Source organism: Shewanella sp. GD04112, assembly GCF_029835735.1.
In the GTDB taxonomy this organism is placed as follows: Bacteria; Pseudomonadota; Gammaproteobacteria; order Enterobacterales; family Shewanellaceae; genus Shewanella.
The window spans coordinates 91,725-116,777 of record NZ_JAOEAL010000002.1 but is presented as its reverse complement, the minus strand read 5'-3'; the positions used below and the strand labels follow the sequence as shown (position 1 = coordinate 116,777).

At 43.3% G+C, this 25,053-nt stretch carries 23 protein-coding genes; 11 read left to right on the top strand and 12 right to left on the bottom strand.

The features are described 5' to 3' along the window. The first annotated feature begins 110 nt into the window (after positions 1-110). Complete coding sequence (locus N7386_RS22010) at positions 111-368, top strand: hypothetical protein (RefSeq protein WP_279771201.1); 258 nt, start codon at positions 111-113, stop codon at positions 366-368. A 679-nt stretch (positions 369-1,047) separates the two neighbouring features. Here the strand turns inward: N7386_RS22010 and N7386_RS22005 are convergent. The 6 genes from N7386_RS22005 to N7386_RS21980 all read right to left on the bottom strand — a co-directional run bounded on the left by N7386_RS22005 (position 1,048) and on the right by N7386_RS21980 (position 5,332). After that, positions 1,048-1,299 carry a hypothetical protein gene (locus N7386_RS22005; RefSeq protein ID WP_259216131.1) on the bottom strand — a complete coding sequence of 84 codons (252 nt, stop codon included), beginning with the start codon at positions 1,297-1,299 and terminating at the stop codon, positions 1,048-1,050. Positions 1,300-1,377: 78 nt separating this feature from the next. Beyond that, positions 1,378-1,779: a hypothetical protein gene (locus N7386_RS22000; protein ID WP_259216130.1), complete on the bottom strand. Its 402-nt coding sequence runs from the start codon at positions 1,777-1,779 to the stop codon at positions 1,378-1,380. Positions 1,780-1,929: 150 nt separating this feature from the next. Further along, positions 1,930-2,217, bottom strand: a complete 288-nt coding sequence (locus N7386_RS21995) for a hypothetical protein (protein ID WP_279771198.1) — start codon at positions 2,215-2,217, stop codon at positions 1,930-1,932. A gap of 203 nt (positions 2,218-2,420) precedes the next feature. Next, positions 2,421-4,028 carry a hypothetical protein gene (locus N7386_RS21990; protein WP_208660785.1) on the bottom strand — a complete coding sequence of 536 codons (1,608 nt, stop codon included), beginning with the start codon at positions 4,026-4,028 and terminating at the stop codon, positions 2,421-2,423. Between the two features lie 128 nt (positions 4,029-4,156). Further along, positions 4,157-4,684 carry a single-stranded DNA-binding protein gene (locus tag N7386_RS21985; protein ID WP_011711566.1) on the bottom strand — a complete coding sequence of 176 codons (528 nt, stop codon included), beginning with the start codon at positions 4,682-4,684 and terminating at the stop codon, positions 4,157-4,159. Positions 4,685-4,756: 72 nt separating this feature from the next. Then, entirely contained in the window at positions 4,757-5,332 is a 576-nt protein-coding gene (locus tag N7386_RS21980; protein ID WP_011711565.1) for a hypothetical protein, read from the bottom strand. A 651-nt stretch (positions 5,333-5,983) separates the two neighbouring features. Here N7386_RS21980 and N7386_RS21975 point away from each other — a divergent pair. The 3 genes from N7386_RS21975 (at position 5,984) to N7386_RS21965 (ending at position 10,703) form a co-directional block, all read left to right on the top strand. Next, entirely contained in the window at positions 5,984-7,147 is a 1,164-nt protein-coding gene (locus N7386_RS21975; RefSeq protein WP_140906695.1) for a replication initiation protein, read from the top strand. A 1,275-nt stretch (positions 7,148-8,422) separates the two neighbouring features. Then, entirely contained in the window at positions 8,423-9,640 is a 1,218-nt protein-coding gene (locus N7386_RS21970; RefSeq protein ID WP_011711563.1) for an AAA family ATPase, read from the top strand. Continuing rightward, the gene (locus N7386_RS21965; protein WP_037426883.1) at positions 9,630-10,703 is read left to right on the top strand and encodes a hypothetical protein; all 1,074 of its coding nucleotides are present in this window, start codon (positions 9,630-9,632) and stop codon (positions 10,701-10,703) included. Before N7386_RS21970 ends, N7386_RS21965 begins: the two co-directional genes overlap by 11 nt. Positions 10,704-11,656: 953 nt before the next feature. Here N7386_RS21965 and N7386_RS21960 read toward each other — a convergent pair. Both N7386_RS21960 and tnpA read right to left on the bottom strand, forming a co-directional pair. Next, positions 11,657-11,977: a hypothetical protein gene (locus tag N7386_RS21960; RefSeq protein WP_208660783.1), complete on the bottom strand. Its 321-nt coding sequence runs from the start codon at positions 11,975-11,977 to the stop codon at positions 11,657-11,659. A gap of 111 nt (positions 11,978-12,088) precedes the next feature. Beyond that, on the bottom strand, positions 12,089-12,493 hold the full coding sequence (gene tnpA, locus N7386_RS21955) for an IS200/IS605 family transposase (protein ID WP_069453179.1): 405 nt from the start codon (positions 12,491-12,493) through the stop codon (positions 12,089-12,091). 46 nt (positions 12,494-12,539) lie between these two features. Here tnpA and N7386_RS21950 point away from each other — a divergent pair, with 46 nt between their 5' ends. Then, complete coding sequence (locus N7386_RS21950) at positions 12,540-13,634, top strand: RNA-guided endonuclease TnpB family protein (protein ID WP_069453180.1); 1,095 nt, start codon at positions 12,540-12,542, stop codon at positions 13,632-13,634. On the opposite strand, the gene N7386_RS21945 is transcribed toward N7386_RS21950, so the two are convergent. The 3 genes from N7386_RS21945 to N7386_RS21935 form a co-directional block, all read right to left on the bottom strand. Beyond that, positions 13,631-14,209 (bottom strand): hypothetical protein, encoded by a 579-nt coding sequence (locus tag N7386_RS21945; RefSeq protein WP_208660781.1) that lies wholly within the window; start codon positions 14,207-14,209, stop codon positions 13,631-13,633. The genes N7386_RS21950 and N7386_RS21945 overlap by 4 nt on opposite strands. Before the next feature lie 259 nt (positions 14,210-14,468). Then, positions 14,469-14,816 carry a hypothetical protein gene (locus N7386_RS21940; RefSeq protein WP_011711559.1) on the bottom strand — a complete coding sequence of 116 codons (348 nt, stop codon included), beginning with the start codon at positions 14,814-14,816 and terminating at the stop codon, positions 14,469-14,471. Between the two features lie 14 nt (positions 14,817-14,830). After that, a complete protein-coding gene (locus tag N7386_RS21935; protein ID WP_208660779.1) occupies positions 14,831-16,093 on the bottom strand; it encodes a PD-(D/E)XK nuclease-like domain-containing protein in 1,263 nt (420 codons plus the stop codon). A 278-nt stretch (positions 16,094-16,371) separates the two neighbouring features. On the opposite strand from N7386_RS21935, the gene N7386_RS21930 reads away from it, so the two are divergent. From N7386_RS21930 to N7386_RS21920, 3 genes are read left to right on the top strand one after another with little or no spacing between them, the layout of a single operon-like run. Further along, positions 16,372-17,199, top strand: coding sequence for a hypothetical protein (locus tag N7386_RS21930; protein ID WP_208660777.1), 828 nt, complete (start codon positions 16,372-16,374; stop codon positions 17,197-17,199). After that, positions 17,199-17,927, top strand: a complete 729-nt coding sequence (locus N7386_RS21925) for a TraV family lipoprotein (protein ID WP_208660775.1) — start codon at positions 17,199-17,201, stop codon at positions 17,925-17,927. The genes N7386_RS21930 and N7386_RS21925 overlap by 1 nt, the downstream gene beginning before the upstream one ends. A gap of 12 nt (positions 17,928-17,939) precedes the next feature. Further along, the gene (locus N7386_RS21920) at positions 17,940-20,624 is read left to right on the top strand and encodes a TraC family protein (RefSeq protein ID WP_208660773.1); all 2,685 of its coding nucleotides are present in this window, start codon (positions 17,940-17,942) and stop codon (positions 20,622-20,624) included. Positions 20,625-20,654: 30 nt separating this feature from the next. Here N7386_RS21920 and N7386_RS21915 read toward each other — a convergent pair whose 3' ends face one another. Next, positions 20,655-21,377, bottom strand: a complete 723-nt coding sequence (locus N7386_RS21915) for an HDOD domain-containing protein (RefSeq protein ID WP_011711554.1) — start codon at positions 21,375-21,377, stop codon at positions 20,655-20,657. A 128-nt stretch (positions 21,378-21,505) separates the two neighbouring features. Between N7386_RS21915 and N7386_RS21910 the strand changes: the two genes are divergently transcribed. From N7386_RS21910 to N7386_RS21900, 3 genes are all read left to right on the top strand, one after another. Then, on the top strand, positions 21,506-21,997 hold the full coding sequence (locus tag N7386_RS21910) for a hypothetical protein (RefSeq protein ID WP_011711553.1): 492 nt from the start codon (positions 21,506-21,508) through the stop codon (positions 21,995-21,997). A 179-nt stretch (positions 21,998-22,176) separates the two neighbouring features. Then, complete coding sequence (locus tag N7386_RS21905; RefSeq protein ID WP_279771189.1) at positions 22,177-24,060, top strand: helicase-related protein; 1,884 nt, start codon at positions 22,177-22,179, stop codon at positions 24,058-24,060. Positions 24,061-24,115: 55 nt separating this feature from the next. Then, a complete protein-coding gene (locus N7386_RS21900; RefSeq protein WP_208660769.1) occupies positions 24,116-25,021 on the top strand; it encodes a thioredoxin fold domain-containing protein in 906 nt (301 codons plus the stop codon). Positions 25,022-25,053: the final 32 nt, after the last annotated feature.

Below are 25,053 nucleotides of genomic sequence, written 5' to 3'. Positions count from 1 at the left end.
CTTAAATATTTTCAGCTTAATTCCACCGAATCAAAGTTTGAATTTAGCCCTCCCTTACTTAAAATAATGTGACATAATTTACTATTAAATACCCCTACGAGAATTTGCGCATGGTTCAATCATATCAACAGATAGAAACGATTTTAGCCGCATGGCTTAGCGTGGGGAATGAGTTCAATCCTCATAATAAATTGTATCGGCATCCTGAGTTTATCTTTAGAAAAGCCGGAGAGTGGAATGGATGGAATGATTTTTTTGGTCTGAGCCCCGATGCAGACACTTATGAGGAAAATGATCGAATAAATGAGTTAGAGAATCAGGCTTGGGAGTTATACAAAGAACGCTTTCATCAAGTGCGCCTTCCTTAATATATGTCCCCTGGGAGCGTTGCCGGGAACAACACATCTCCCATGTAAAGGCCTAACAGAGTTACGGACCTGGGGGAATCATGTCCCGGAGCTGAAGAAGTCCCGGACTAAAACACTCACATCTATGTCAGTGCTTAACACACATCTCAACGTCGCTTCATATCTATCCGGGCATTGGCCAAAATCAACAATTCCCATGTAATCGCCTAACAGAGTTGTCAGCCTGGGGGGAAAGCGTGTCCCGGAGCTGTCGTACTTGAGCCATCAGAAAAACATCAATCCCCGTTTGAGAGATTCCCTAGAAATTTGTGTCGTTTTGAATCTGTGAGAAGCTGCTAGAAACTCAAAGCAGGAGCGTACAAGATGACGATGAATATCCTAGGGACAGTAACAACGAGCGAAGGTGGCAGCACTCAATGCCTTAATCAATCCGGCAAGTGGGACTGTAGTTCTCTCTTTAATTGCTGTGATTGCGGCGTAAGCGACGGCGGCGCGGGTTGCGGTTGTCAATACTGTTTTAGCTGCAATGCTTGTGATCATTGCCTACAAGAAGAATGAATCGCTATGAGACCACTGTGTTATTCGGCAATAAGGGCGCGATTAAGCGCCTTTTTCCATGCTTAATGGCAATAAAAACCCGCACTAAGCGGGTATTAATTAGAAGGGACGCTCTTAGCCATTAGAGGTTTTCACGCGCCCAGTCGTAGGCTTGGCGATGATTGTCTAACGAGACTAGGCTGACTGCCAGCTCAACAAAGCCAGCCGCTCGAAGTGCTTCACATTGTTCAAGGTATTTGTCCATTTCGCTTGCGGCAGCAAGAAACGCATCCTCAATTTTTTCGTAGTCTGAAGAAGTGCAGTTGCTAACATCTGACTCGTCAGTGATTTCTTTAACAAACGCTTCTCTTGGGTCTACTGATTGAGTTTCCATCTATTTTTCCTCATTGGGTTATCTACTGTGAATAGGCTACCAATGATTGAATTTCTGGCAAATTTCAGATCTGGTGGATTAGACCTTCGGGAAAATATAGGTGCGTTCTATCTCGAAGCAGTGCAACGGTACTTTGTTAGCGCCGTACTCAGAATTAAAGTTGACCGTGGCTTCAAAATACCTGACGCGGGATACCCCAGCCTGCTTGTAAAAGTAATCAGCGGTTTGAGAGCGGTCATCGTTGTAGCCGCTCAACAAACTAAACTCTCGATGGATCCCCCCAAAAGCCTTCACGAAGGGATAGTACAATCTTGAGCGACTGCCATCATCAAAATCAGACTGATAACCGAGCTGTTTACCTACAGGCGAAGTCTCAGAGCAATCCAATTGGGTAAAGGATTTTTTCTGTTCTATTCCACCGTCTGCGTAAACACAGAGTGAACACGCTAGAGCTACTGAACACAAAAATCTGACTTTCATTTTAACCTTCCTTTTATCCACAATTTTTGTGAATAACGCTTGGATATGCTTAATACAAAATTAGGTTTCATCTGTTTCATCAGCAATTTAACACAAAATCCCCAGATAGAATCAAATCTATAGGGGCTAAATTACATCTTAGGCAGCTTCTTAGGTGCCTTGATGAAACAGAATATAGGCTGCGCCATTATCAATGGCCTCTAGGACCGCACCCCTGATTTCCTGCGGCACATCATCTATTGATACATCACCATCTTCATCGGAAATGCAGCAGGTGTTCACAACGAACTCCCAAATGCCGCAGTTATCCGCGTCATGGTTCTTGCGATGCGTATACGTCGCGATTTCTTCAATCCATGCCCAGACAGGCGTTTGCTCTGGCGTATCGTATTCAACGTATTCAGCCACATTGATGTCAGCAATATTCAGTATATCCACTACCCTTCCCTCTCAGAATTATTGAGCCATTTGACTCATGCTCATTAACTCATATCGGGAAATTCACGCAAAAATTTGGGGTTCCCAGGCTCGATACTGCTTACTCTGTTAACCTATCACTTAAATATTTCTGGTCATCAAATATGACTGTAAATTACGCACAAAAAAACCGCTCCAATGGGAGCTGTCTTTGAAGCGCTGGGTTATTTTCGTAATCGTCTAGCTAAGGCGAGGAAAACGAGACTGATATACCCTAATGACCCGCCACCACTAGATGATTCCGGCTCTGGTGTTGTTGGGGTGGTTGGAGTAGTCGAGGTAGTCGGCGGAGTCACCACAGGTAGTACATCGTCATTGTTGATAGTGATCGCCATCGTACTGCCCGTCACCTTCAATAGTCTTGGGGTAACAAGTTCCGCCACTAAACTACTGTTTTCAGCGGTTGAGGCATTGTCTATGATGCTTACTACAACAGATTTAGTGCTTTCACCGGCGGCAAACTTCACATCAATAAAATCTGAATCCAGCAGTGTTACCGCGTTATCAATGAACACTTTCACCGACGCTGACTTTGATAAATCGCCGTTACGAGACACAACAAAACTCAGGCTTTCATCGCCACAAACACTACCATTTACAATCACTTCAGGGGATGAATAATACAGTTTGGTGTCCGGAGATGATTGCCAAGTCATTACCGTATAACCGCCATCACAAGGGGAATCAGTAGCACGTTTAAATTTAGCGATATTATCGGTATTGCGGTGCGCTAGGTCATGATCGGCCAAGTACACATACCCTATTTCATGCACAACGGTGTTCGGGCAGGTATTTACACCATGGGACGTAAGCTGTGCAGCGTTAAATCCAGCTGAGCCACAGAGTGTTTTTTCGAAATCACTGTATTCAGGCTCGGCTAAACGACCATAAATTTCAATGTCTGGGCTGTAATCTAACAGCATCTTGGTATCTTCTGGCAGAGTCTCAATACCCATTCGCCCACTTAAATAAAATGGTAAATAGTTCCACGACAGATTTAACATCCCTTCAGCGCCATAATAATACTTAGTCCACTTTTCACCTTGGTAGGTGTAGCTAGATGAACGATTGTTATAGGCATCGAAGCTGTTTGGCACTTCATCCAAACCCACAGCGAGTAATTCTTGGTATTTTTCTTCCCCGCCATATAAAGCCACTTCGAAATCTCGATAGCCAGCAAACGTCGGCTCTTCAAATGCTACCAGTTTGAGCTGTGCAGGAGTATTTTGAGCTAACACCCTATTTGTTGTAGCTATTTCTTCTCTGATTGCTTTAAATGCCTGCCCCTTCGATGGCATTTGCTCCATCCAACGAGGGTGATAAAAGAAAATCACATCTGCTACGGTCTTGGAGAGATCAACAGGTACAGTGGTGCAATCCTGAACCAGTGTTTGAGAGTATTTACCACGAGGATATGGCTTGCAGTTAATCTCTGCGTTCTCAGCATCAGCGTTTATATTGATGTTAGCCGCTGACAACGCTACCGCCTTTGCAATAATCGAAGGAGAACCCCCTGCTTGCTTGAGCTTTGTCTCTATAGACCTATCCAATGGAATAGAGTCAGCGGGTCTGTCCAACAACATCGGTAACTCACTTGCGTGGATTGGGCCAGCAAGAGAGACTGTGATGGCCAATGATAACATCTTGTATTTCAGAGAAACATCCTTATATAGCACTATAGAATAATTTAAGATTAATGTTTGCGGATAACATCGATTTCTTTCAAGCAAGCATAAATTCGCTTTCCTTTCTCCCGAAGCCATTAAACCCATATTCGAAAACCTTTTGGCTCCGACTTATTGGGATCGGCCAGTTAAAGGCACGGCGCCGCAGGCTTTATGAGCCCCTGTGGACAGAACAAAAGCCGCCCGAAGGCGGCTAGTTCAACAAACCCTAAAGGTTAACGGTGGTAGTTATAAGCCTGTTGCTGAGTATTTTGTTGGTGACCGCCCTGTGGTTGCGCCTGATAACCGCCTTGCTGCGGTGCATTTTGCTGGTATCCATGCAGCAGCGGTGCGTTTTGCTGGTAACCTTGCTGCTGTGGTGCGTTTTGCTGATAACCAGAGCTTTGGCCTGCATTATCCTTTGGTGAACCACCTAAAAGCTGTACTTGACCATCAAAGTCCACGACAACTTCTGTTGTGTAGCGTTCTTGGCCATTGGCATCTTTATATTTGCGAGTCTTTTGCTTGCCTTCGATGTAGACCTGACGGCCTTTTCCACCGTATTGATTGATAATCTCAGCCAGCTTGCCCCAAACAACAATCTTGTGCCAATCGGTCACCTCTTGCTGAACACCCTGTTGGTCTTTCCAAGTGTCACTCGTGGCCACACTGAAATTTGCTACGCTTGTACCGCTAGGAAGTGTCTTAAAATCAATTTCCTGACCGATATTGCCAACAATGATAACTTTATTAACTGAACCCATTTTGCTCTCTCCAAAGAAGTAATTAACGAGCACATTAAAACACAAACTCATAATCACACAAATTTTGTATATTTAAATATTTATTGCCACCAGTTCCACACAAAACGGTGATACCGCCCTACCTACTCGCTTAGAAATCGCTTTCATTAGCAGAGTAATCTGCACGTATGCGGCAATTAGCTTGCTACGACTCGGATCTTCTAGTCGTATCCAGAGAGAATGAAATGGGTCGTTTACGATGTTGCTTTGACAACCGTTAGCCAGCTGTAACAGATAACCCTGTACATCCAGCCCCGAACCGGACTGCAATGATGAATACGATTTCACAGTTAATGGCTGACGATCACCGGCATGGATACACAAGCGGAAATCCTGATTGTCGTGAGTAAACCCTGCATCGGCACCATAAAAACTAATTGCTTTTCCAATGGGGTCGAGATTACCGCTCGATAACTCTGAATAGACAGCCTGAACAAACAACGTCTTTTGAGCGGGAGTAATATCCGGCGTTGGCTGCTCGCATACTCTGGCGCCGTGATTAATTAACGTGTCAAACAATGAAAGCAGACCTTGTAAGGCGTTAACTTCGTTATTGGGCCAAACGGAAGACAGTAAATCGGTTAACTGGCTAGAACTGGATACTTTCATGAATGCCTCGCAATCGGGGAAAGATGGCCCGATATTGGCCTCTGAATCAATTCACGCAAATTTGCGCTCCCCTCCCTGCCACGATTTACTTCAAAATTCCAATAAATAAACCGTGTGAGCCCGAGATTTTACTCGTCTACTCATAGATTTTTCTCGTCATCTTTAGAGTGTCATTCACAGTTGGGTTGTCAAAATCAATGCTGATACACAAATATTTATATCGAAATCTATGTAAACCATTAAAAACCCTTTTAAAACAATACCTAACGATTTTTTTTAGACTTCATTTTGCCTTTAAATAATCTGATTCAAAAATTTAACATATTTGTGCAAAAAAAATACAGATTTTTACTTGCAAGATCCCGTTGTTCACCGCCCACACTTAACTCTTATATAACAATAACTTACATTTACAGAGTTAATTTTGATCACAATTTAAGACGAGTAAACTATTTGGATTACACGAATAAAATATAGGTATATGACGAGTAAAATATTGTGTGAACACGAAAAAAATATGGAGATACACGAAGAAAAGATAGGGATTGAAATTTAATAGTTGGGTCAACACGAAAAAAATATGGAGGGAATACGAAAAAAATATGGAATGAGAAAATGGCGAACGCTATATTGATGCATAGGGAGGATGCCATGACAGATAAAGCAAACAACAAACAGGTACTACAGGGTTCAGATGGGGTAACTACAACATCGAAGAAAGTCAAAACTGACAAATTCGATGTACATCCAGAAGCGCAATTACCGCAGACGTATAAGAAAAACCACAACTTAATCTACAGTCGTATATCGATGACGACCCATGAGCAAAATCTACTTGCCCTATTTCTGATCCAGATGCAAAAGACAGAGTGGAAAGAAGAAACCCAGCTCGAAATTTCTATCCCCGCCTCTAGGTTGGCTGATTGGCTTCAAGTTGAATCCAAAAGCCTTGCGGCAACAATTAAACCTGTCGCTCTTAGGCTTCAGAAACGAACGGTTTTAGCAGAGCATCCGACGACTCATGAATTTGAATCATCCGTCCTTTTCCCGACAGTGAAATATGCACGTGGAAAGTTAACAATGGTACCAAATTATGACTTGAGAGACTTTTTTCACGACGCGTCAAAAGGATACGCTTCCGTTAACGTGGCTAGATTCCTACGACTGAGGGGAAAATACTCTAAACCAATGTATGACCTATTATCGAGGTTCAAAACCCCTGAGAAGCAGTTGTATAAGACAGACGTTATGACTCTCAAAGGTATTTTCGGGTTAGTTGACGACAAAGATAACTATCTGCCAGGCAAGAAAACCATGAAGGACACATCGGTATTCGTCAATCAGGCGCTGGTAAAGTCGATTGAAGAAATAGAGGAGGCTTGTAGTGACGAGGTAATGTTTTTCAACACAGATCCTTCTGGTAAAAAACGTCATGGCATCATTGAAAACAAAACAGGCAACAAAATTACCAGCATTGAGTTCGAGTACCTTTGGATAGATCAATTCATCAAATTGCATCCAATGGATCTTGAAGCAGCAGCGGAAGTCGCAATGAATGCAGAGAATCGTCTGCGTATGAAAAAAGAAACGCTTACTCAAGAAGAGACTGAGCAGCTGGCCGTAGCTTACTACGTTCTCTCATCACACTATGAGAAATACAGACCGCGCTGTAGAGAATTATTTTACGACATTTACAAACACTACCGAAAAATATCGATTGAGAAAGCAGAAAACGAATCTGAACAAACTGAACGACCAAAACTGAAGAGTTCTGCACTCGATAAGTTAGATTTCTTGTTAAACGTCAATACCTGATCCCCCTCCCCTCCATATCAAACCTTTGGTCTTTCTCAATAGTTTACTCAAATACGAGTAAACTATTGGGTTAGTGCACGAAAAAAATATTGAGTTGGTCACGAATAAAATATAGACATGGGTACGAGTAAACTACAGGTTTAGGAGCGAATGAACTACAGATAAAGGAACGAGTAAACTAATGGTTATAGATGCGAGTAAACTATCGACATGTGAACGAGTAAACTATTGATATAGAGGCGAGTGAACTACAGACATATAGACGAGTAAACTATTGATATAGAAGCGAGTGAACTACAGATACTTGAACGAGTAAACTATTGATATAGAAGCGAGTGAACTACAGATACTTGAACGAGTAAACTATTGATATAGAAGCGAGTGAACTACAGACATATAGACGAGTAAACTATTGGTATCGAAGCGAATGAACTACGGACATATAGACGAGTAAACTATTGATATAGTAGCGAGTGAACTACCGACATATGAACGAGTAAACTATTGGTCTATTTTTGGGTTATTTTAAAATTGGATGCGACAACGAACTGATTTTTCATAAATACGAGTAAAGTACAGTCTTTCACACGAATAAACTCTAGGGGTCACACGAATAAAACACATGAGAAAGTATAAAATTCAATCAATACAGGCGCATCTACTCTGTGTTTAGGGCAATAAACAACCAAAACTCTTTACTGTGGATAACTACACGAGTAATACTTATGGGTAACACGAGTAAAATCAGTGTATTAAACGAGTAAACTTTTGATCTGTCACGAGTTAGATCTTGGCATAAAGCGAGTGAGATCTGGGAACCTGACGAGTAAGATCTAGGTGTAAAGCGAAAAAACTATTTGAAAAACACGCATAACATATTGATTCAAAATAAAAAAACTCTACCCTATAGATCTTTATATCTTTAATAGATCTTAATAAAAAGATCATATCTTTTTATATTCCCAAGCAGATAGATCTTGTTTTTGATCCTTTTAAGATCAAAAGAAGAAACAGGATTCTATTCGATTCTAGTTCAACTTCCCGAATGCTCCATAGCAAACAAGTAAACCTACAACCTACAGTCTTCACCTATAAAGCATCATTGCCCTTTCATGATATGAAGCTGAGTGTATATCTAATATCATCAGACACTAACATCCAGGTGAGGAAATTAGCACACCATTAAATAGGTGCGGATTTTAATGTACCAAATATTGAAATCCACACCTTTTAGCTGTAATCTTATACGCAATTGATAAATGGAGTTAAATTGCTATGAATGAACACTTCAAAGCTCGTATGAGAACGACTGCTGACAGGGCACGAAAAATGCTTAACACCATGTCTGACTCTATTACACAGCACAAAATCGAATTTGGTTTAGATACATTTCACCAGCGTTACTCAAAAGGCGCATTAGCTAACCTGAGAGGCCTCACTCGTAAGATCGTAGAAAAATCGATTAATGAGATGGAAGCTACTGGTTACCAGTTCGATAAGAAGCTAAACGGTAGCGTTGAAGTTTATGATCTAACGGTTGAGCAAGTAGTCGATATTTACAAGCATCGTGGACATAAAGCATTGCGTGAGAAATTTGAACGCGGCTATGTAGTATTCCTTTGTAACCTCAAAGGCGGTGTAAGTAAGACTGTATCAACCGTAAATATTGCCCAAGCGTTACGTTGCCATTCTGAAATGCTTCAGCATGATTTAAAAGTGTTAGTACTGGACATTGATCCTCAAAGCTCAGCCAGTATGTTCATGAGCCATAAAAACTCCATTGGTACAATTGATAACACTGTCGTTCAAGCCGTATTTCAAGACTTAACTCGTGAAGAGCTGTTAGACGAGTTTGTCATACCTACTCAAGTGCCTGGTGTTGACATCATACCGTCAAGCATTGCAGATGCTTTTATAGCATCTCAATGGGAAGCTCTATGCGCTCAGCGTTTTGGTTCGGAAATTAATCCGTTTGAGGCGTTATCTCGCAACGTCTGTGAAAAGCTAATCAACGATTACGACTTTATCTTTATCGACTGCGGCCCACACTTAGACTCACTTTTAAAAAGTGCATTGTGTGCAGCTGACGTTTTAGTGACTCCACTTCCGCCCTCAACCGTTGATTTACATTCAACATTGCAATACGTGACTCGTATTCCAGAAATGCTGGATCATTTAGAAGCAGAAGGCGCAACAACGAATTTGAAAGGCCATTTGGCTTTTATGTCTAAGTATTCGCAGAGCGAGCAAGATATTAATAGCTCAATGATTGCCAACGCTGTATTTGCTGAAGACATGATGATGGCTAGTATTCCTGAATTATCTGCCTTTAAGCGCTGTGCAGAAACATTTGATACCGTTGTGTCAGTACATCCTGGAAGCTACACAGGGGACTCAAAAGCTCTTAAAAAAGCAAGAGAGTCGCTAGACCAATTTACTTTGGCGCTATTCCAACACATTTCAAGAATTAGAGGTTCAGAATATGGTATCTAATGCTAAAGAAGCGCGTAAGCGCGTTCCATTTGGCAGAGCCTTAGTTGACTCTGCTGGTTTAAATAGTCAATTACATCCAGAAACTACTGAGTCTGCATTTGTTGCTAATACTGATGTACTGAACGACTCTGCTACTTCAATTAAAATTAAATTGTCCAGTGGGCGTACTCTTACATTCACTCGTAAGCACTTAACGGCGGAAGAACTCAAAACAAAGTCTTTCGTACACCCATTTAACCCGCGTCCAGCCGGTGATGTAAAACCAAATTCATTACTGCGGATCCGTAAAACTATTGCAAAGGTGCAATTTTCTGATGCGTTGGCAACACGGGATTCAACTGGTTATCACTTGTTTGATGGTCAGCGCCGACGTATGGCAGCAATCTTAGAGAATGCTGGATTAAATGTGCTGTATACCGATTTTGTACTAACAGAAGAAGAAGTTCACGAAATCGTTAAATACGTCCAAACCTCTGAAAAGTATAGTTATCGAGATGCGGGTTTTCAGATGAAAAAGGCACTCGCGAAAAACGAGCTCGAGATTGCCAACAACAAAACAGTTAAGTTATCTCTGAGAGAGCTAGCTGCTCAATTCGACGTATCTTATTCGTATGTAACGAGAGCACTTAAAGCCGCAGAAATTCCAGATGAAATTATTGAGTTGTTCCCCTGTCCTTCTGCTTTAAGTTCAACACAAATTATGGCTCTTTATGACATTACTCAAAAGCATCAACTTTCAGCTTTATTGAGCGAGCAGTTACTTGAGAAAATTGAAAAAATTTGCATCGATGCAAATGAAGGCGAAACATCGGTAGCGGGACTATTTGATGTCGATGGCCAGAAAAACAGTCAGATACTGAAGGTGTTCGAAGACTTTGATAAACAATCAAAACCCAAAAAGCTGGCAAATGATAAAATTGCCGAGGGTGACGACCGCAATCGTTGGGCTAAATTATCGACCCAAAATCGAAAGACCAAGGTCGAAGTAACAAGATTGTCGGAGCAAGAGATTGAGAAGCTAAAACAATTCTTAATTGATTTAGTAGAAGCAAAAAACCAGTAGTAAAAGAAACTGACAGGCCGACCGCCAAGCCTGACCTGTCATGCACTAACAAACATACTTATTCGGAGTATTTATGTCAGCAGAAGTGATGTTAACACTAGCCACGGCCTTAAACAACGCGATTACCAATAAACTACCATTCAGACTTCCTGCAATGAAGTTCTATGAACTGGAAGAACTAAATCGTTGTAGCGCGAAAATGAGACAAACAGCCAATTAAGAAAGTAAAGCCAGCAGAGATGCTGGTTTTTTTATGGAGTGATTCGGTGGAATCAAGCGTTAAATTCTGAGTTTTTTAGCATAAAAACAATAATTTAACGAGGTTATAGCTTGGTGCTGCTTTTAGATGGAACGAAAATATCTGCACCAAGCATTTTTAATGGTAAAATGTTGAAGATAAAGAAAATTTTCGATTATTAAACCCGTGATTCCACCGAATCAAGCACAGATTAATACTGTCTAGCGCTTACATACTTTACAGGAACTTACTTCAAATGATTGCGCTGTAATGGGTGATGTACCCTATGTGGATTATTGAGATGAGAGTTTGTTATTCAATTCCGTAAATTATGGTGTGTTATTGTTGGTATCCTCTCCGCCTTTTAGGGCGGGCATTCCTACCGCTAGACGATTATACCCGACAGTAAGCATGTTCTTGGCTGTTTCGGACTACTTGCGGGGATTTCCCTACAGCACGAACAAGTTTGGGTTGTGTAACTTTCGTTGACCTCTTCAAAAACAACACCTGCGTGAGCGCATTTGTATTCCATCATTGTTTTCAACATCCACCTGCCTGCATCCAACGCTGATTTGGCCAGCTTGGTTTTGAACATCGAAAGGGAATTGACGTTACCAACGAAGATGACCGCATTGCTATCGACTAGCTTCCGATTTTATTTGTGTAATTCGTTCTTTCGACGTTTGCGGATTTTGGGGTGAATTGCTTTGACACCCTAGTTTGGGTGAATCAAAAAACTAATTTTTCCCATTTCATAGACTTGAATCTTCTCGACTGAGTTAGCATCATGTGCGCTTTGCACTAATCGGCAAAGTTTAGAAATAGACTTTACATTGTGTGTAGCAATATTGTGTTGGAATCGTCTCAATTCACCCAATGTACATGCACGGTAAGCTCTCTCGATAATTTTGTTCTTTTCCAGAAGACGCTTTTTTTCCGGGGATACTAATTCCAAAAGTTGCAAAATTTTGCTTATTTTATCGCGCAAATGTTCGATAGCATCAATTTCAGTCTCTACACCATATTTTTTCCACACGGGTTCGTGATGGGAAACCCTGTTTCGGAATTCTCTTACGGTTTTGACCAAAATGCGCGACAAGCCCCGTGCTTTTAGCGCGGGGAAGGATAGCGCAAGTTGCGAAGCAACTTAATGCGGCCTATCTTGTTGCTCAATATATTGCCTTAATACGTCTATTGGAGCGCCCCCAACAGATCCTGCAAAGTAGCTGGGCGACCAAAGTGCATTTTTCATGTAGGCTGGCTTATGAAGATTTGGATAGTACTGTTTCAACTTCCTGCTAGAAACCCCCTTTAGACTATTAACCAGCTTCGATATAGCCACTTTCGGTGGGTAGTTCACTAACAGGTGAACGTGGTCTTGCTCCCCGTTAAACTCTACGATCTCAGCCTCAAAATCCGCACAGACCTTTTCCATGATGTCTCGCATCGTTTTTAGATGCGCATCCGTAAATAACTTGCCACGATATTTAGCAATAAAAATAAGATGCACATGCATCATAAATACGCAGTGCCTTCCTCTTCGTAATTCCATAGGCCAACCTTTACAATCAAGCTTAAAGAACCTATATTAGTGCATTATGAGCATTCAGACCAAAACTTTAAGTGTTAGGGTAAAAGATAAACATGCGAAGCTGTTAAGACAGATGGCGTATGAAGTAAATCAATGCTTTAACCTGGCCAACGAACTAACCATGAAAGCGAGTCGCAACTATAGCGATGCTGGCGCGGTTAGACCTGTCTGGATGTCGGCTTACGATGTGCAAAAACCGATTCTAAGTTTTAGGAACGAATCTGGATTTATTATTCCATCCCACACAGCTCAAGAGGTCTGCGCCAAACACGCCCAAGCAAGAAAACAATTCAAACGAGCGAAGTTACGTTGGCGAATAAGCTCAGGCTCTAAACGCTCTCTTGGCTTTGTGCCGTTTAAAAAAGGTTCTGCTAAGTGGAAGAGTGGGCAAGTCTTATTCGCAAAACAGCACTTTAAGGTTTGGGATACCTACGGGCTTTCACAATACGAGTTTACTTCAGGATCTTTCTCTGAAGACTCAAGAGGACGCTGGTACTTTAATGTGTGTGTTCATGTAGGCGCCTCAGCGCCCACCTCTGGAAAGACAGCCATCGGTATCGATCTAGGGTTAAAAGATACGGCAACTTGCAGTGATGGGGCTAAATTAGAACGGGGGAACTTCTACCGCGATCTAGAGGCGGATTTAGGCGTTGCCCAAAGAGCAAATAAGAAAAAGCGAGTCAAGGCCATTCATGCGAAGATCAAGAATCGTCGCAAAGATGCTTTGCATAAATTTAGTACGCGGCTGGTCAATGAAAATGCCGCAATATTTGTTGGCGATGTGAGCAGCTCCAAGTTAGCGAAAACTAAAATGGCAAAATCGGTTTTAGACGCAGGCTGGTCAATGCTCAAAACACAATTGGAATATAAAGCGATAGCGCGGTCAGTTGTGTTCGAAATAGTCAATGAATCCTACTCCACCCAGACCTGTTCGAGCTGTGGGGCGATCCCCGTCAGCAGTCCGAAAGGTAGAACTGGTCTTGGAATAAGAGAATGGGTGTGCTCTGAGTGCGGAGCAGAGCACGACCGCGATATAAACGCGGCAACCAATATTCTCGCGGCGGGGCATCGCCGTCTAGCTGTAGGAATCCCCGTGCTTTAGCGCGGGGAGGATGTCAATAGATCTTTTGTATTGATTAGCAGCTCTTTGGTCTTAGTTGTGTTCCATTCTCCTTTGAAAACGGTACCCAGGTGAGTTGGCCAAATCAAACCTGGCCCCATGAACTCTTTACTAAGAATGTACTCCCATGTGGAAAATTCAGTTTTTGCTATTATCTCTTGATGCATCGGAGTTGGATTGGCAATGTTATAACGTTTCTTTTTGTCTTGTTGAACTTGCTTTGTAGCCTTAGAGAAGTTTTTTCTGATAGCTTCGACTTCAAATGGAGGATTCTTATCAGGCTGTTCTGGGTCGAAACTTTTAAAATGGAGTTTGTTCTTCTTCCACCAAAAGTAACCTAAATCCGAAGAAGTTAGTGCAGAGTCAATTGCGTTGCGTAGCGCCACTTCTGTGGCACTAAGCAAAGGGTATATAGCAGAACAAACGTGGGTGTTCCATAAGTAAGCCCCGAGCAATTCAATATCGCTTTGAGTTTTAAACGTGACCTTATAACTTCTTAGACGTTCTTCTGTAATAAAATCTTCTATAATTTCCTTATAGCTAATTGTATGTGGCATTTATCGTTGCTCTCGAACTTCGTTGTTGACGTCGGCGTCAGTATTAAATATAATTTTTGTCAGGTTGACGTCTGGCTCTAAGGATTATATCCAAGACCTTGCGTAAAGACCTAAAGAATTTGCCCCAGCCTTGAGCTGGGGTTTTCAATTTCAGGAAGCCTAAAATTCTTTTCAAGTCTACAATGTTGGATTTAATCTATATATCTGCACCAGCTGAAACTGTGAATAAGTTACTGATAATAAATTGTATTTTTCACTTTTAAACCTCTGATTCCACCGAATCAAGCCCGAGTTTTCTGCCCAGCCCAGGTATAGTGTTAAGCTCTGACGGATTTCGTTCCGCCCAGTCCCGCATTATTTCAATCAATGCTGGATTGTTTTGCTTAAACGCTGCTGCATAAGCCTCCCCTTTTAGCACAAACCCGTTTGCACCGGCATTTAGTATCGCCTTAGCAATCTCAGGCTGATTTGATGTAATTGCCGCACGCAGCAAAACACCATCTTTGAAGTTCAATAGATTACCCGTGAGCCCTGCTGAGATGTACTTGGCCACCAAGTGAGGTTTTTTGTCGTAAATAGCCTTAAGTGCTTTGAGTTGCAGATTCATATTCCTTCACCACCCTATCGAGTTGCAGCCAGAGAAGATTTGCGTCTTGCCAATTTGATAACAGACTTACCTTGTTCGGTGTAGCCTCGGTACTCGTTTTTCTTAATGCTATTTTTCATATTCTGAAGAATGATTGGCAGATCTTGCTCAGCGATAACCCAATCATCATCGTGAAGCTCAAACACTTCACAAATTGCACAATCACCCGTTTCAACGGTGATGAGTGGGAATAGACGCTCTGCATACTCGGTTTCTTTCAAATGTGGCTTAATCACTTTTAAGTAAAACACAGCTTGCAAATCGTAACGTAAGTCTGCGAACTGGTAGGCCGCTAACGCTGGGTTAGCACTGCGCGTGGTTTTCAAATCGCAAGGAACAATGAAATTTTTAACGGCTGTTAACCAATCCACTTTGCACTTAAGCATCAATCCGGTCTCAGGATCTCTTGTAAAGAATGCGACTTCCGCCATACCGTTTTTACGATTTAAAAATTTGTTCGCGTGAGCGTTGCGTTCAATGGCTTGATTGAGTCCTATAACGCTATCAAACATCTCCTTTGACACTGGCAGCTTAAGCGCCTTCATCGCGATATGTTGATTATCCTGAAGTAATTTAATGATTGCTGCACAGGTCACCGCTGACTGTAGTTCTGTATCACATAACGCAAAACACTCGTCACCAATGTTCGCTTTGATCCACTCCAATTGACGTGACTCAAACGGTTTTTGCGGAGCGTTGGCTTGCTCAAGGCGTTTGATTAATTCAGCAATGGTGCCGCTGGTTGTTAGTTTGTTGGCTGTGCAGGCATCTTTAAGCTCGGTTAATGACTTTGGATCATCTGGGAATTGCTCTGAGTCGAGCAGGGCAAATCTGCGAGCATTAAATACATCGGCTCCCTCTAGTGTTAATTCGTGGCTTAGAACACCGGACTCGCGGGATTTGGCGCTGAACTGTTTACCTTTACCGTTGATATACGCTTGTTCGTATTTCATTGGGCTATCTGCATAGCACTTAACCTGACTTGAGCTAATGGCATCTAATGAGTGATACACATCGTTTGGAATGTCTGAGTAAACACCTTCGATAAGTTCACCGGTGTCAGATAAGAATTGTGGTTTGCCGTCCACATAACCAGGCTTGACTAAATGCGTCAGGCTTGCAGGGATGATGCTTGAGGTTTGCTGGCAGGTGATGGTAACCATGCTCACGCTGGCAGGGTCAAAAAATGCGTTCATAGCAGAATTTAACGCATCTAAATCAAAATCAAATGAACTCATGATACTCACTCCAAAAATCTAACTCTTCAATTGAAACCATCATTACACGGCTTCCTATTGAGGCAAATTTCTAGAAATGGAGCAAAAAAATGCCCGCAAGAGCGGGCTATTGGAGTGAGCTTTTAGCTATTAGCTATAAGTTCTAGTTGTTTTAATAATGACTGCATCATACCAATCAAATTTTAATGCACAAGAAATTCACGAAAAATGACTTGAAAATTGACTTGTGGCGGCAAAACTGCTGAAATATGCAACACACTTTTTAAGTTGTAAGTGCTATGAGTATCAAAAGAAAGGTAACCAAAATTGCGTTAGCAGTATCGCTTGGTTTGTGTCATCCGCTGGCTATGGCCAACAGTGGCTTAGATGCTTTGTTAGAGGCAAACAAATCAGCTAAGCAGGTACAAACACAGCCAGAGAAAATGCCGGAAAGTGAGGGTAAGGAGCTTATCAAGAATGCTTTCTCGATGTTAAACGACATCGTATGGTCTCAAGCGCTTCCCGTGAAAGGTATGGTGATGATGGTGTCTCGAGATGGTACTCAAGTGCTCGCCTCCACGGATGGCAGGATTCTCGTTAAAGGCGGCGAGGTATTCGATGGCTGGAACCGTTCACCTATAGCAACTGAAGCCAACGCAAAGGCGGTATGGCTTGCCAAGATTGATAAGGTCTTAGGGGTTTCTGTTAAGGATATGGCTGCATATTACATTGGTGATTTAGCAAAAACAGAGCCCGATCTAGTTGTATTTGTGGACCCTTTATCGAAGTTAAACGCAGACCTATTCAATAAGCTCCTTTCGATTAAAGGTAAGCAAATCGCGTTACTGCTTACCCCATTAGTGAATGGTAAAGAGGCTGCGATTAGAGCGAGGGAGCTGTGGTGCGCCAAAGACCAAAGTGAATCCCTACGTTTGCTAGTTAACAGTGATTTCACCACAGCCCCGGAAACCCTCGAAAACTGCGACATTAAAAAGCTATCCACCACGATTGGGGTTACTCAATTTCTACAGATCCGTCGTTTACCCTATTTCGTTAACGGACACGGACTGCACAACGTCGGATTACCCGATTCATTAACTGATTTCATTTCCCAAACGGAGAAATAATGATTACTCGAGCATTAAAATTAGGCATGGTCGCTGTTAGTTTGGCAACTATTTTTGGATGTCAATCGATGTTCGAAACGGGTGAGGAGCCTACGGTTTGTGTAAACACTCAAAACAGCGGATTACCCTGTACCACCACTAGAGAAATTCTGAAACTGGCTGATACGCCTGGCGGCATTGAGGCAGAAAAAGCGCGGCGAGCAGCTGAAAGCGATGAAGATTGCCCAGACTGTAAAGTACCTAAAAAGTCAGTGGCTAACTCCGGCGCCATGGCCGGCTATGGCTTGGACGCTAACGGCCAACCAATCACCCTGAATGAAGTCACTAATGCTTACATGTTTACGGCTGATAACAACCGTGCATTACCCGCTCCAGAGCCTATCGCTGTTCGGCAGGCGCCCAAAATGCTTCGTGTTGCATTTGCTCCATGGCAAGACGACAAAGGCCGTTTACAGAACGTCGGTTATGTCTATACCGAAATTGAAACCCGTAAATACACCTATGGCCGTGAAGCATTCAACATGCCTGCTCAAATCACTCCGCTTTATATTCGTCAGCAATCCATTGAAGAAGAGCGAAGGGGTAACCCAAGCGAAATTAACGGAGTTGGCATTAAGACAGGTAAACCTGGGCGTAATAATTTCAATGCTGATCTAGAAGCGGCAAAGGCCACTTTGGATCAAGCGCCAAAAGCTGTTCAAGAAGCGTTACGCGCTAACGGCAATTAACACGGGTGCGAAATGACAACTGTAAATAACTGGAAAAATAGTCTAGGCATTGAGAAATATTCCTCAATCATCCCAATCTTAGATGAATTTGTGAGTGAGGAAGGGGAACATCTTGGTTACATCCTAGAAGGGGGTTACCTTGGCGTAACGTGGCTATGCCCACCGTCAGGTGGTTATGGTGCGAGTACGATTTCCACGCTGGATTCGATTTTCAAAAAAGTCTATCCAGAAGGGACTGTGCTGCAATTCTCGCTAGTGGCTTCAGACGACTTAGTAACAGTGTTAGACAATTACCGACATTGCCGTGGCAAGCGTAATCGGTTCGATACGGTCATTGATAATGACAATATGACCGAATACATGGTTGATTATTATAAAGCGCTTGCTGATACCTCAATCCCTTCGCGAGATATGGAAGGTGTACCGCTTCGCAACTTCGAGGTATGGGCGTCAATCAAGGTGCCTATCAAGAAAGCAATGCCGTCTACAGAGGAAGTCGAAGATTTTGTCGATATGGCTAACAACCATGAAGCGTCATTACAACAAATCTTTGGTGTAGCGACCAAAATGCAACCGGAGATCCTAATTAACCGATTGCAGATGATCCACAACCCATCCCCGAATGCAGTTTGGCGCCGTGGAATTAAAGTAGATGGCAGACAAGGCTGTTACCGTTCTTCTCAGCCCATCCGTGCGCAGTTACTTGAACCTGGCACTGAGGTCAAAGTCGATGGTTCTGATTACATGGCGATTAAAGCGGAAGATGGTTCTAAACGATTTATTCAAAGTGTGAGCATTAAAGAGTTCCCAGATTCCATTTACCAAGGCACGTTACATTTAATGACTGGCGATTGGTTGAAAGGGGATGATGGCGCTATTCCCGGCAATTTCATGATCAACCTCGTGGTTGAAATGAGCCCTAAGAAAGTAGCTAAGGATTACTCCAAGCGCCGCCTAATGGCTAAACAGATAGGTGAAGGCCCGTGGGCTCGTTGGATTTCGTCTTTGAAATACGGCCTGCAAGATTTTGAATACTACGAGCATTATCTAGAGCGCGAAAAGGCTCAGCATTGCCGCTTTCATTTAAACTTTCAAATGTGGGGACCGACTTTAAAGTCAGTTAAGAACAGTACTAAAAAACTAATCACGCGCATGGAAGGCTTTAGTTGGTCAGCTGGCGTGGATAGCTTGATTGGCCGTTTCACTTGGCTAAATGGTCTGCCAATGTGTACCTCAAGTGAAGTCAGTAGTTTCATTGAACGCTTTGACTTTCTCCCGAGTAACTTGGTCAAGTTCTTCGTTCCTATGGTGGCATCGTGGCCAGGGAACGCAGTGCGACATCCTGTGCTGACATACATTGCCCGTGATGGTCAGTTAATCACCTTTGACCCATTAAAGTCAGACTCCAATTACAACATCTTTATAACCGCAACCTCTGGCGCTGGGAAGTCGGTCTCTGCTAACTATTTGATTGAAGGTCTACTTTCAACCGGAGAAAACCGTTATCCAGATGCACTTGGTAATATCCACGGTGATCCTGATGGTGGCCGCGTGTTCATCATCGACTCAGGCCGCTCATACGTTAAAACAACAGAGTTGTACGCAGGACAGTTCGTTGAGGTTATGCCGGACAACCGATTTGCGTTTAACCTATGTCCTTTTAAGAGTATCGACGAATCTCAAAAAGATACTGATGAAGGCGTTGTAGATAGTGACGCTAACAACTATTTAGGCGCTCAAGGTGAAATGCTGTTGAACGTCCTGAAGTTGATGGCTTTCCCACTTGGAGACTGTAACAGCTATCAATACTCTGCAATGTCAGTATTGCTCATGCAACTGTGGAACGAGAAGGGTAGGGAAACCACTATTGACGATTTCGCTGATGCTTGTGCAAAACATCCCCGTGAAGAAGTGCGGCAAATCAGCGACCAATTGACTCCTTGGTGTTACTTACGCGGTGGCCAAAACAGTTGGATGTTCAACCCTAACAAGCCGCCCATTCAGTTTGAGAAGGATTTAGTGGTGCTAGAGCTTGACGGACTTAACGGTTCAGACCAGCTCAAAGCAGTGTGTATCATGCTGTGTATTCAACGTATTCAACAGGAAATGTTTAGGCATGACCAACTGCATATTGTGAAAGCCTTTATTCTCGATGAAGCGTGGGAGTTCTTGAAGGAAAACAAGGGTGTAGATGAGCAGACCCGTCAGGTTCTTCAAACTCTGGCAAAATTCCTCGAATCAGGTTGGCGTCGTTTCCGTAAGTACAACAGCTTGGGTGTGTGTATTTCGCAATCGATGAAGGATGCCAACGAATCGCCTGCGGGTATCGCGATGGCCAGTAACTCGGCTCACTTATTCTACCTCATGCAAAACGGTGAGGAACTGGCCCGACTCAATAAAGAGGGTAAGTTCATTGAGCAGGATTACCTTTTACTGAGGAATATCAAGACGGTTAGGCCGTTTTTCAGTGAAGTTCTGTTATGCAGTGGCGGAACAAAATCTGTAGGCAGGCTATATCTGCCAAGGGCTAAAGCACTGACTTACTCTACCGCTCCAGACGAGAAAAAACAGATTGAAATCATGATGAAAGACAAGGGGGTCGATATGTTTACCGCTTGCCAGATGATTGCTGAAAGGGAAGGAAAAGATCTAGTCGGGACATGGCGACGTCGATTCGACGCCGAAAATGAATCTTAGGACTGATGCTCGCAGGCCTCCCGAAAGTACTTAAAAGAATAGATTAGCGTTGATACTGGAAACAACTTCTATAATCTGTCTCTCAGGGAGGCTCGAATCTACTCCAGGGAAGGGGGATAACCGATGTTTATGGGCAACAGCGGAAATCGCTAATGCGATACTCGAATGATCATTGGCAAGATACAGCTCAATTGCTTGCAGTGTTTCTTCAGGGAATGACCAGTGTCGAATGAACACAGGAAGTAGTTCAAGGTTGAGTGCTGTGCATTCACCAATTGTGACATTAATACCCATGTGATCAGCGTAACCAGCTACCAGCATAGCTCCACCGAATAACGCAATGCCTGTGATATACGAACTGGGCTTGCGCTGAATGCTGTCGAGTGCGATGGCGGTATCGATTGAATAGTCTATGAGTTGTGTACTGACGTCATAAGCGGAGCTAGGCAACAGTTGTCTTAGCATGTAGGTAATGATCAGATTGACACTTCTGAGCGTTCCTAGTTTGGTGATTGCACGTTTTAAATCATCAAAGTTTTTAACGACGGGTAATGAAGCTGAATTTGCTACACGAAGGAACAACGCAGCGAGAGCAGCATCATTACGAACAAGTCGGTAAAGTTCATTAATGGGATCGTCGTGCTTCAAAATTTCCCTAATCTCCGGCACGGGAACATTTTTGATAAGTAAATCAAACTGAGCGCTTTGGGTAGCATCAGTTATTGATTTAGCCGAGAGGGTGTAGTTAACCATGAATCATCCATTAATTACCGCTTAGACTGAAGAGTATCATGAAACACCTGATTGAGTGTAATCGTACATCAGTATCTATAACGTACAAAAAATTAATTAGTAGAAACTACTTTAACTATGGGGGCCGCATGTTGCGAAATATAAATTATATGGTGTTAGGTTTGGTGCTGTCTGTTTTTTATACGTTCACGGCGCCAGCATTCGCATCACCTGCGCCTAATGAGGCTGAAAGCTGTGCTGTTGCTATGGCCCAGTTTCGCTATTACGCACATGGTTATGAGACAGGGGCTAAATGGATCCCTGGCAGTTTAGAGGCTCCTAAGTACGCTGAAAGCGAAGTCAATCCAGAAGGGGTGATTATTGATTATTACATTGCTAAAGAGTACACCGAGGGTAGCAATCAGATCCCTGTTGAAATTACTCGTCGATTAATTCACACGGCCTATAACAACTATCAATCGGGTCATAGCGCATCGTTTGGGAGCTACTGGACGTTGGCCTCGTGTATGGGGGTTATTAATAAGCCAATCGAGTTCCTAGGACGCTGTGACGAAAGAGAAGCGCAGCCGACGAAAAGGGGATTCCAAGAGTTCGTTCAGTGTGCAAGTCCCAACCGCTAATTCTCAAAATTTGCCTCAATCAAGAAGCGTGATCTAATGGAGACATAGAACACGAATCGGATTGGGGCATGACAGACACGTCTTTAGAGCAGTTATCCAAGTTTGGCATAACTGAGTTATGGCAAGTTGGACTTGTCATGCCTCTGCAATACAAAGATTTACGCCTTGTTCAATATGACTTGAATCCCTATCAACGCTTCTCTGGGATGACACTTTTCGGCGGTCATATTCACTCTGTATCTGACATCAAGTTAGGACGCACTAAAAAACGCAGTCCCTTCATCATTGTTGAGCTGACAGACCAACTGGGGTTTCGACTTAAAACCTTCGTTTACGACACAGCTGAAAATCTAAAGTCGTTGAGCAACGGGCTCGCGATGGCTAATCAGCATCACCCTATCTATGTCTATGGCTTACCGGAATATCAAAACCAACAACTGATCTTAAAAAATCAGGAGTTTATTGCCCCCGATGATTTAGGGCGTTTGCATGTGTGCTATGAACTGGCCAAGGGAAGGAGCAAAGCGGAACCCAATGTAATCGATTTTCTCAGCCGCTTACTGTCAGAACGTGATGTTATCAAGGAGTGTGCTGACAAGATTAGAGAGCTGCTTTCAGCTACCACCGTAAGTAACAAACGACTAAAGCAATTTCTGGGTGCAGCCCCGAGTGACAACATCGAGCAGATGTTACAGGAGATCCATTTCCGCGATTGTGTTCAACGAGGTTACGCACGGATTCGGCAAGTCAGTAAGTTAGCAGCAGTCCTCATTGGTGCGGAGGCAAAGGAATTGGCGTCACAGTGGGGAGTAAAGCGTGTCCCGTTGCATTTTGAGTCAGAGGCGATAGATAACCGCATTAAATCGTTACCATTCCAAATGACCGAGGAACAAAAATCCGCGGCATTAAGTATGGTCGCGCAAATGACCTCGGCAGTATCTCAACACATGATGTTAATTGGTGACGTTGGCACCGGAAAAAGCTGTGTGATTGGCACCTGTGCCGCCTCAGTTGTGGATGCCGGTGGGCGAGTGGCCATTATGCTGCCTACTTCGAATTTAGCGCGTCAGTTACATAGAGAGTTCTCTGAGTATTACCCTGACATCAGCCCGACGTTAGTCATTGAAGGGGAGATCATTGAAGAGATTTCCCAATGTCGAATGTTGATTGGTACCACGGCGATTTTACACAAACAGTGGCCATTCACATTTGATCTGACCGTCGTGGATGAACAGCACAAGTTTTCAGTTGAACAGCGCGAGCTGTTTTGCGCTGACGGGGCGCATTTACTGGAATCGACAGCAACCCCAGTACCGCGAACAGCGGCTTTGCTAAAACATGGAGTGCTGAAGGTGTACGAGCTAAAGCATTGCTTCGTAGATAAGCGTATTGAGAGTCGTTTGTTAGAGCATTACGCAGGTCGAGACCTGGCAATAAGAGCGTTAGCGACGCTTCAAAGCGGCCAAAAGTTATTGATCGTTTGCGCCCTAAAAGATGAAAGCAAGTGTGAGGCATTTGCGGATATTCAGAATGCGACAGAGACATACGAGAAATGGTGCCGATTCATCCATAGTAATCGCCACGTCCTACCGGATGGTAGCGGGGTTGTTCTGGCGCATGGAGGGCTAACAAACGAAGAAAATGCAGCTGCAATCGATGCGCTCAATACGGGTGATGCAAACGTGCTGGTCGCGACGACATTAGTTGAAACTGGGCTGACTATTAAAGGGTTAACCCACTGCATTGTGATGAATCCAGACAGGCTAGGTCTTGTCCAACTCCATCAGCTTAGAGGGCGCTTAGCAAGGCACGGAGGGGTAGGGTACTTTGATTTACTGTTACCCCCTGAAATAAGCCCAAAATCAAAGGATAGGCTTGAATTAATTTCTCAAATTTCACATGGCGTGACGCTAGCGATTGAGGACATGAAACTGAGAGGATTTGGCGATTTAACCAAATCAGGTCGCTCGCAAACGGGAGTTAATCAGCGATATTTGTTCGGTTACAAAATCAATCTTGATGATTTAAACGATGCAATTGAGTTGATTGATACCTCAAGTTAGGTCAGAATCAACACAATTTTAATAACTCAAGAGCTTTATGGTTTATGGGTAAGGTATGAAACTACAATCGTTAAGTAAAAAATCGTTCATCGCATTTATTGTTATCTTGGCTCTTGCCCTTCTCGTTTGGGTAGTGAGCCAGTTCAACAGCTATAAAACATCACTACCAACGGGTGTCGCCAAAGATGGCCCTCCGGCCCTAGCAACTTTGTTAAGCAGTAACGCCAATAACAAAGTGATCCAGAAATGGAGTGTCACCGACGGTTCGCAAAATATCACGGGTTGGCTGGTGGATCTGAGTGGCCAAAAACAAATTTATTGGAGCACGGGCGACTTTGTTATTGCTGGTGGTCTGGTGGATGCGAATGGCGTCAACTTAACGGAGCAGTGGGCGACGACGCTGGGCATCTCCGAAGCCGATAGGAATCAGCCACAACAAGCAGGTCGAGCACAACGCGCACCTGTTGCTCAGCAAACTTACACTGAGCAGGATTGGCAAAGTCTCACTGCGGCGAAATACATTCAACTGGGCTATGAACAAGCGTCAGCTGAGAAAGCGATTTATGTATTCTTTGAACCCTTCTGTAGTGCTTGCAGTAACTTACTCGCACGTTTGAAACCCGAGATTGAAAGCAAACAGTTGGATGTGCGCTTGGTGCCGTTAGCGTGGATCAGCGCCAACTCTGTCCCAGCAATCCAAGCCATGATTGATGGCGGTAAGGACGCGGTGTGGAAGCACGAAGAGGCGAAGCAAACTAAAGCTGCTTATGCCACTGCAACCCCAACCCCAGAAACTAAGATGGCCATCATCCAAAACTCTGAGCTCATGGGTACACTGGGCATCCAAGGTACGCCGACGCTGTTTTATCGCAATGGTGGTGAAATGGTCAAAGTGGTGAATAACTTTGCCGCAATCTCCCAAGCCATAAACTCGCTACAACTCACCGCATCAGTCAATTAATTTCCCAACTCCATAAGGAGATCCCATATTGG

Excerpts from the sequence above, each read along its gene's own strand:
- N7386_RS21920 (WP_208660773.1), top strand. The coding sequence starts at position 17,940 with ATGACAACTGTAAATAACTGGAAAAATAGTCTAGGCATTGAGAAATAT.
- N7386_RS21950 (WP_069453180.1), top strand. The coding sequence starts at position 12,540 with ATGAGCATTCAGACCAAAACTTTAAGTGTTAGGGTAAAAGATAAACAT.
- N7386_RS21940 (WP_011711559.1), bottom strand. The coding sequence starts at position 14,816 with ATGAATCTGCAACTCAAAGCACTTAAGGCTATTTACGACAAAAAACCT.
- N7386_RS21935 (WP_208660779.1), bottom strand. The coding sequence starts at position 16,093 with ATGAGTTCATTTGATTTTGATTTAGATGCGTTAAATTCTGCTATGAAC.
- N7386_RS21975 (WP_140906695.1), top strand. The coding sequence starts at position 5,984 with ATGACAGATAAAGCAAACAACAAACAGGTACTACAGGGTTCAGATGGG.
- N7386_RS21915 (WP_011711554.1), bottom strand. The coding sequence starts at position 21,377 with ATGGTTAACTACACCCTCTCGGCTAAATCAATAACTGATGCTACCCAA.
- N7386_RS21980 (WP_011711565.1), bottom strand. The coding sequence starts at position 5,332 with ATGAAAGTATCCAGTTCTAGCCAGTTAACCGATTTACTGTCTTCCGTT.
- N7386_RS21910 (WP_011711553.1), top strand. The coding sequence starts at position 21,506 with ATGTTGCGAAATATAAATTATATGGTGTTAGGTTTGGTGCTGTCTGTT.
- N7386_RS21985 (WP_011711566.1), bottom strand. The coding sequence starts at position 4,684 with ATGGGTTCAGTTAATAAAGTTATCATTGTTGGCAATATCGGTCAGGAA.
- tnpA (WP_069453179.1), bottom strand. The coding sequence starts at position 12,493 with ATGGAATTACGAAGAGGAAGGCACTGCGTATTTATGATGCATGTGCAT.
- N7386_RS22005 (WP_259216131.1), bottom strand. The coding sequence starts at position 1,299 with ATGGAAACTCAATCAGTAGACCCAAGAGAAGCGTTTGTTAAAGAAATC.
- N7386_RS21965 (WP_037426883.1), top strand. The coding sequence starts at position 9,630 with ATGGTATCTAATGCTAAAGAAGCGCGTAAGCGCGTTCCATTTGGCAGA.
- N7386_RS22000 (WP_259216130.1), bottom strand. The coding sequence starts at position 1,779 with ATGAAAGTCAGATTTTTGTGTTCAGTAGCTCTAGCGTGTTCACTCTGT.
- N7386_RS21925 (WP_208660775.1), top strand. The coding sequence starts at position 17,199 with ATGATTACTCGAGCATTAAAATTAGGCATGGTCGCTGTTAGTTTGGCA.
- N7386_RS21930 (WP_208660777.1), top strand. The coding sequence starts at position 16,372 with ATGAGTATCAAAAGAAAGGTAACCAAAATTGCGTTAGCAGTATCGCTT.
- N7386_RS21945 (WP_208660781.1), bottom strand. The coding sequence starts at position 14,209 with ATGCCACATACAATTAGCTATAAGGAAATTATAGAAGATTTTATTACA.
- N7386_RS21970 (WP_011711563.1), top strand. The coding sequence starts at position 8,423 with ATGAATGAACACTTCAAAGCTCGTATGAGAACGACTGCTGACAGGGCA.
- N7386_RS21900 (WP_208660769.1), top strand. The coding sequence starts at position 24,116 with ATGAAACTACAATCGTTAAGTAAAAAATCGTTCATCGCATTTATTGTT.
- N7386_RS21990 (WP_208660785.1), bottom strand. The coding sequence starts at position 4,028 with ATGGGTTTAATGGCTTCGGGAGAAAGGAAAGCGAATTTATGCTTGCTT.
- N7386_RS22010 (WP_279771201.1), top strand. The coding sequence starts at position 111 with ATGGTTCAATCATATCAACAGATAGAAACGATTTTAGCCGCATGGCTT.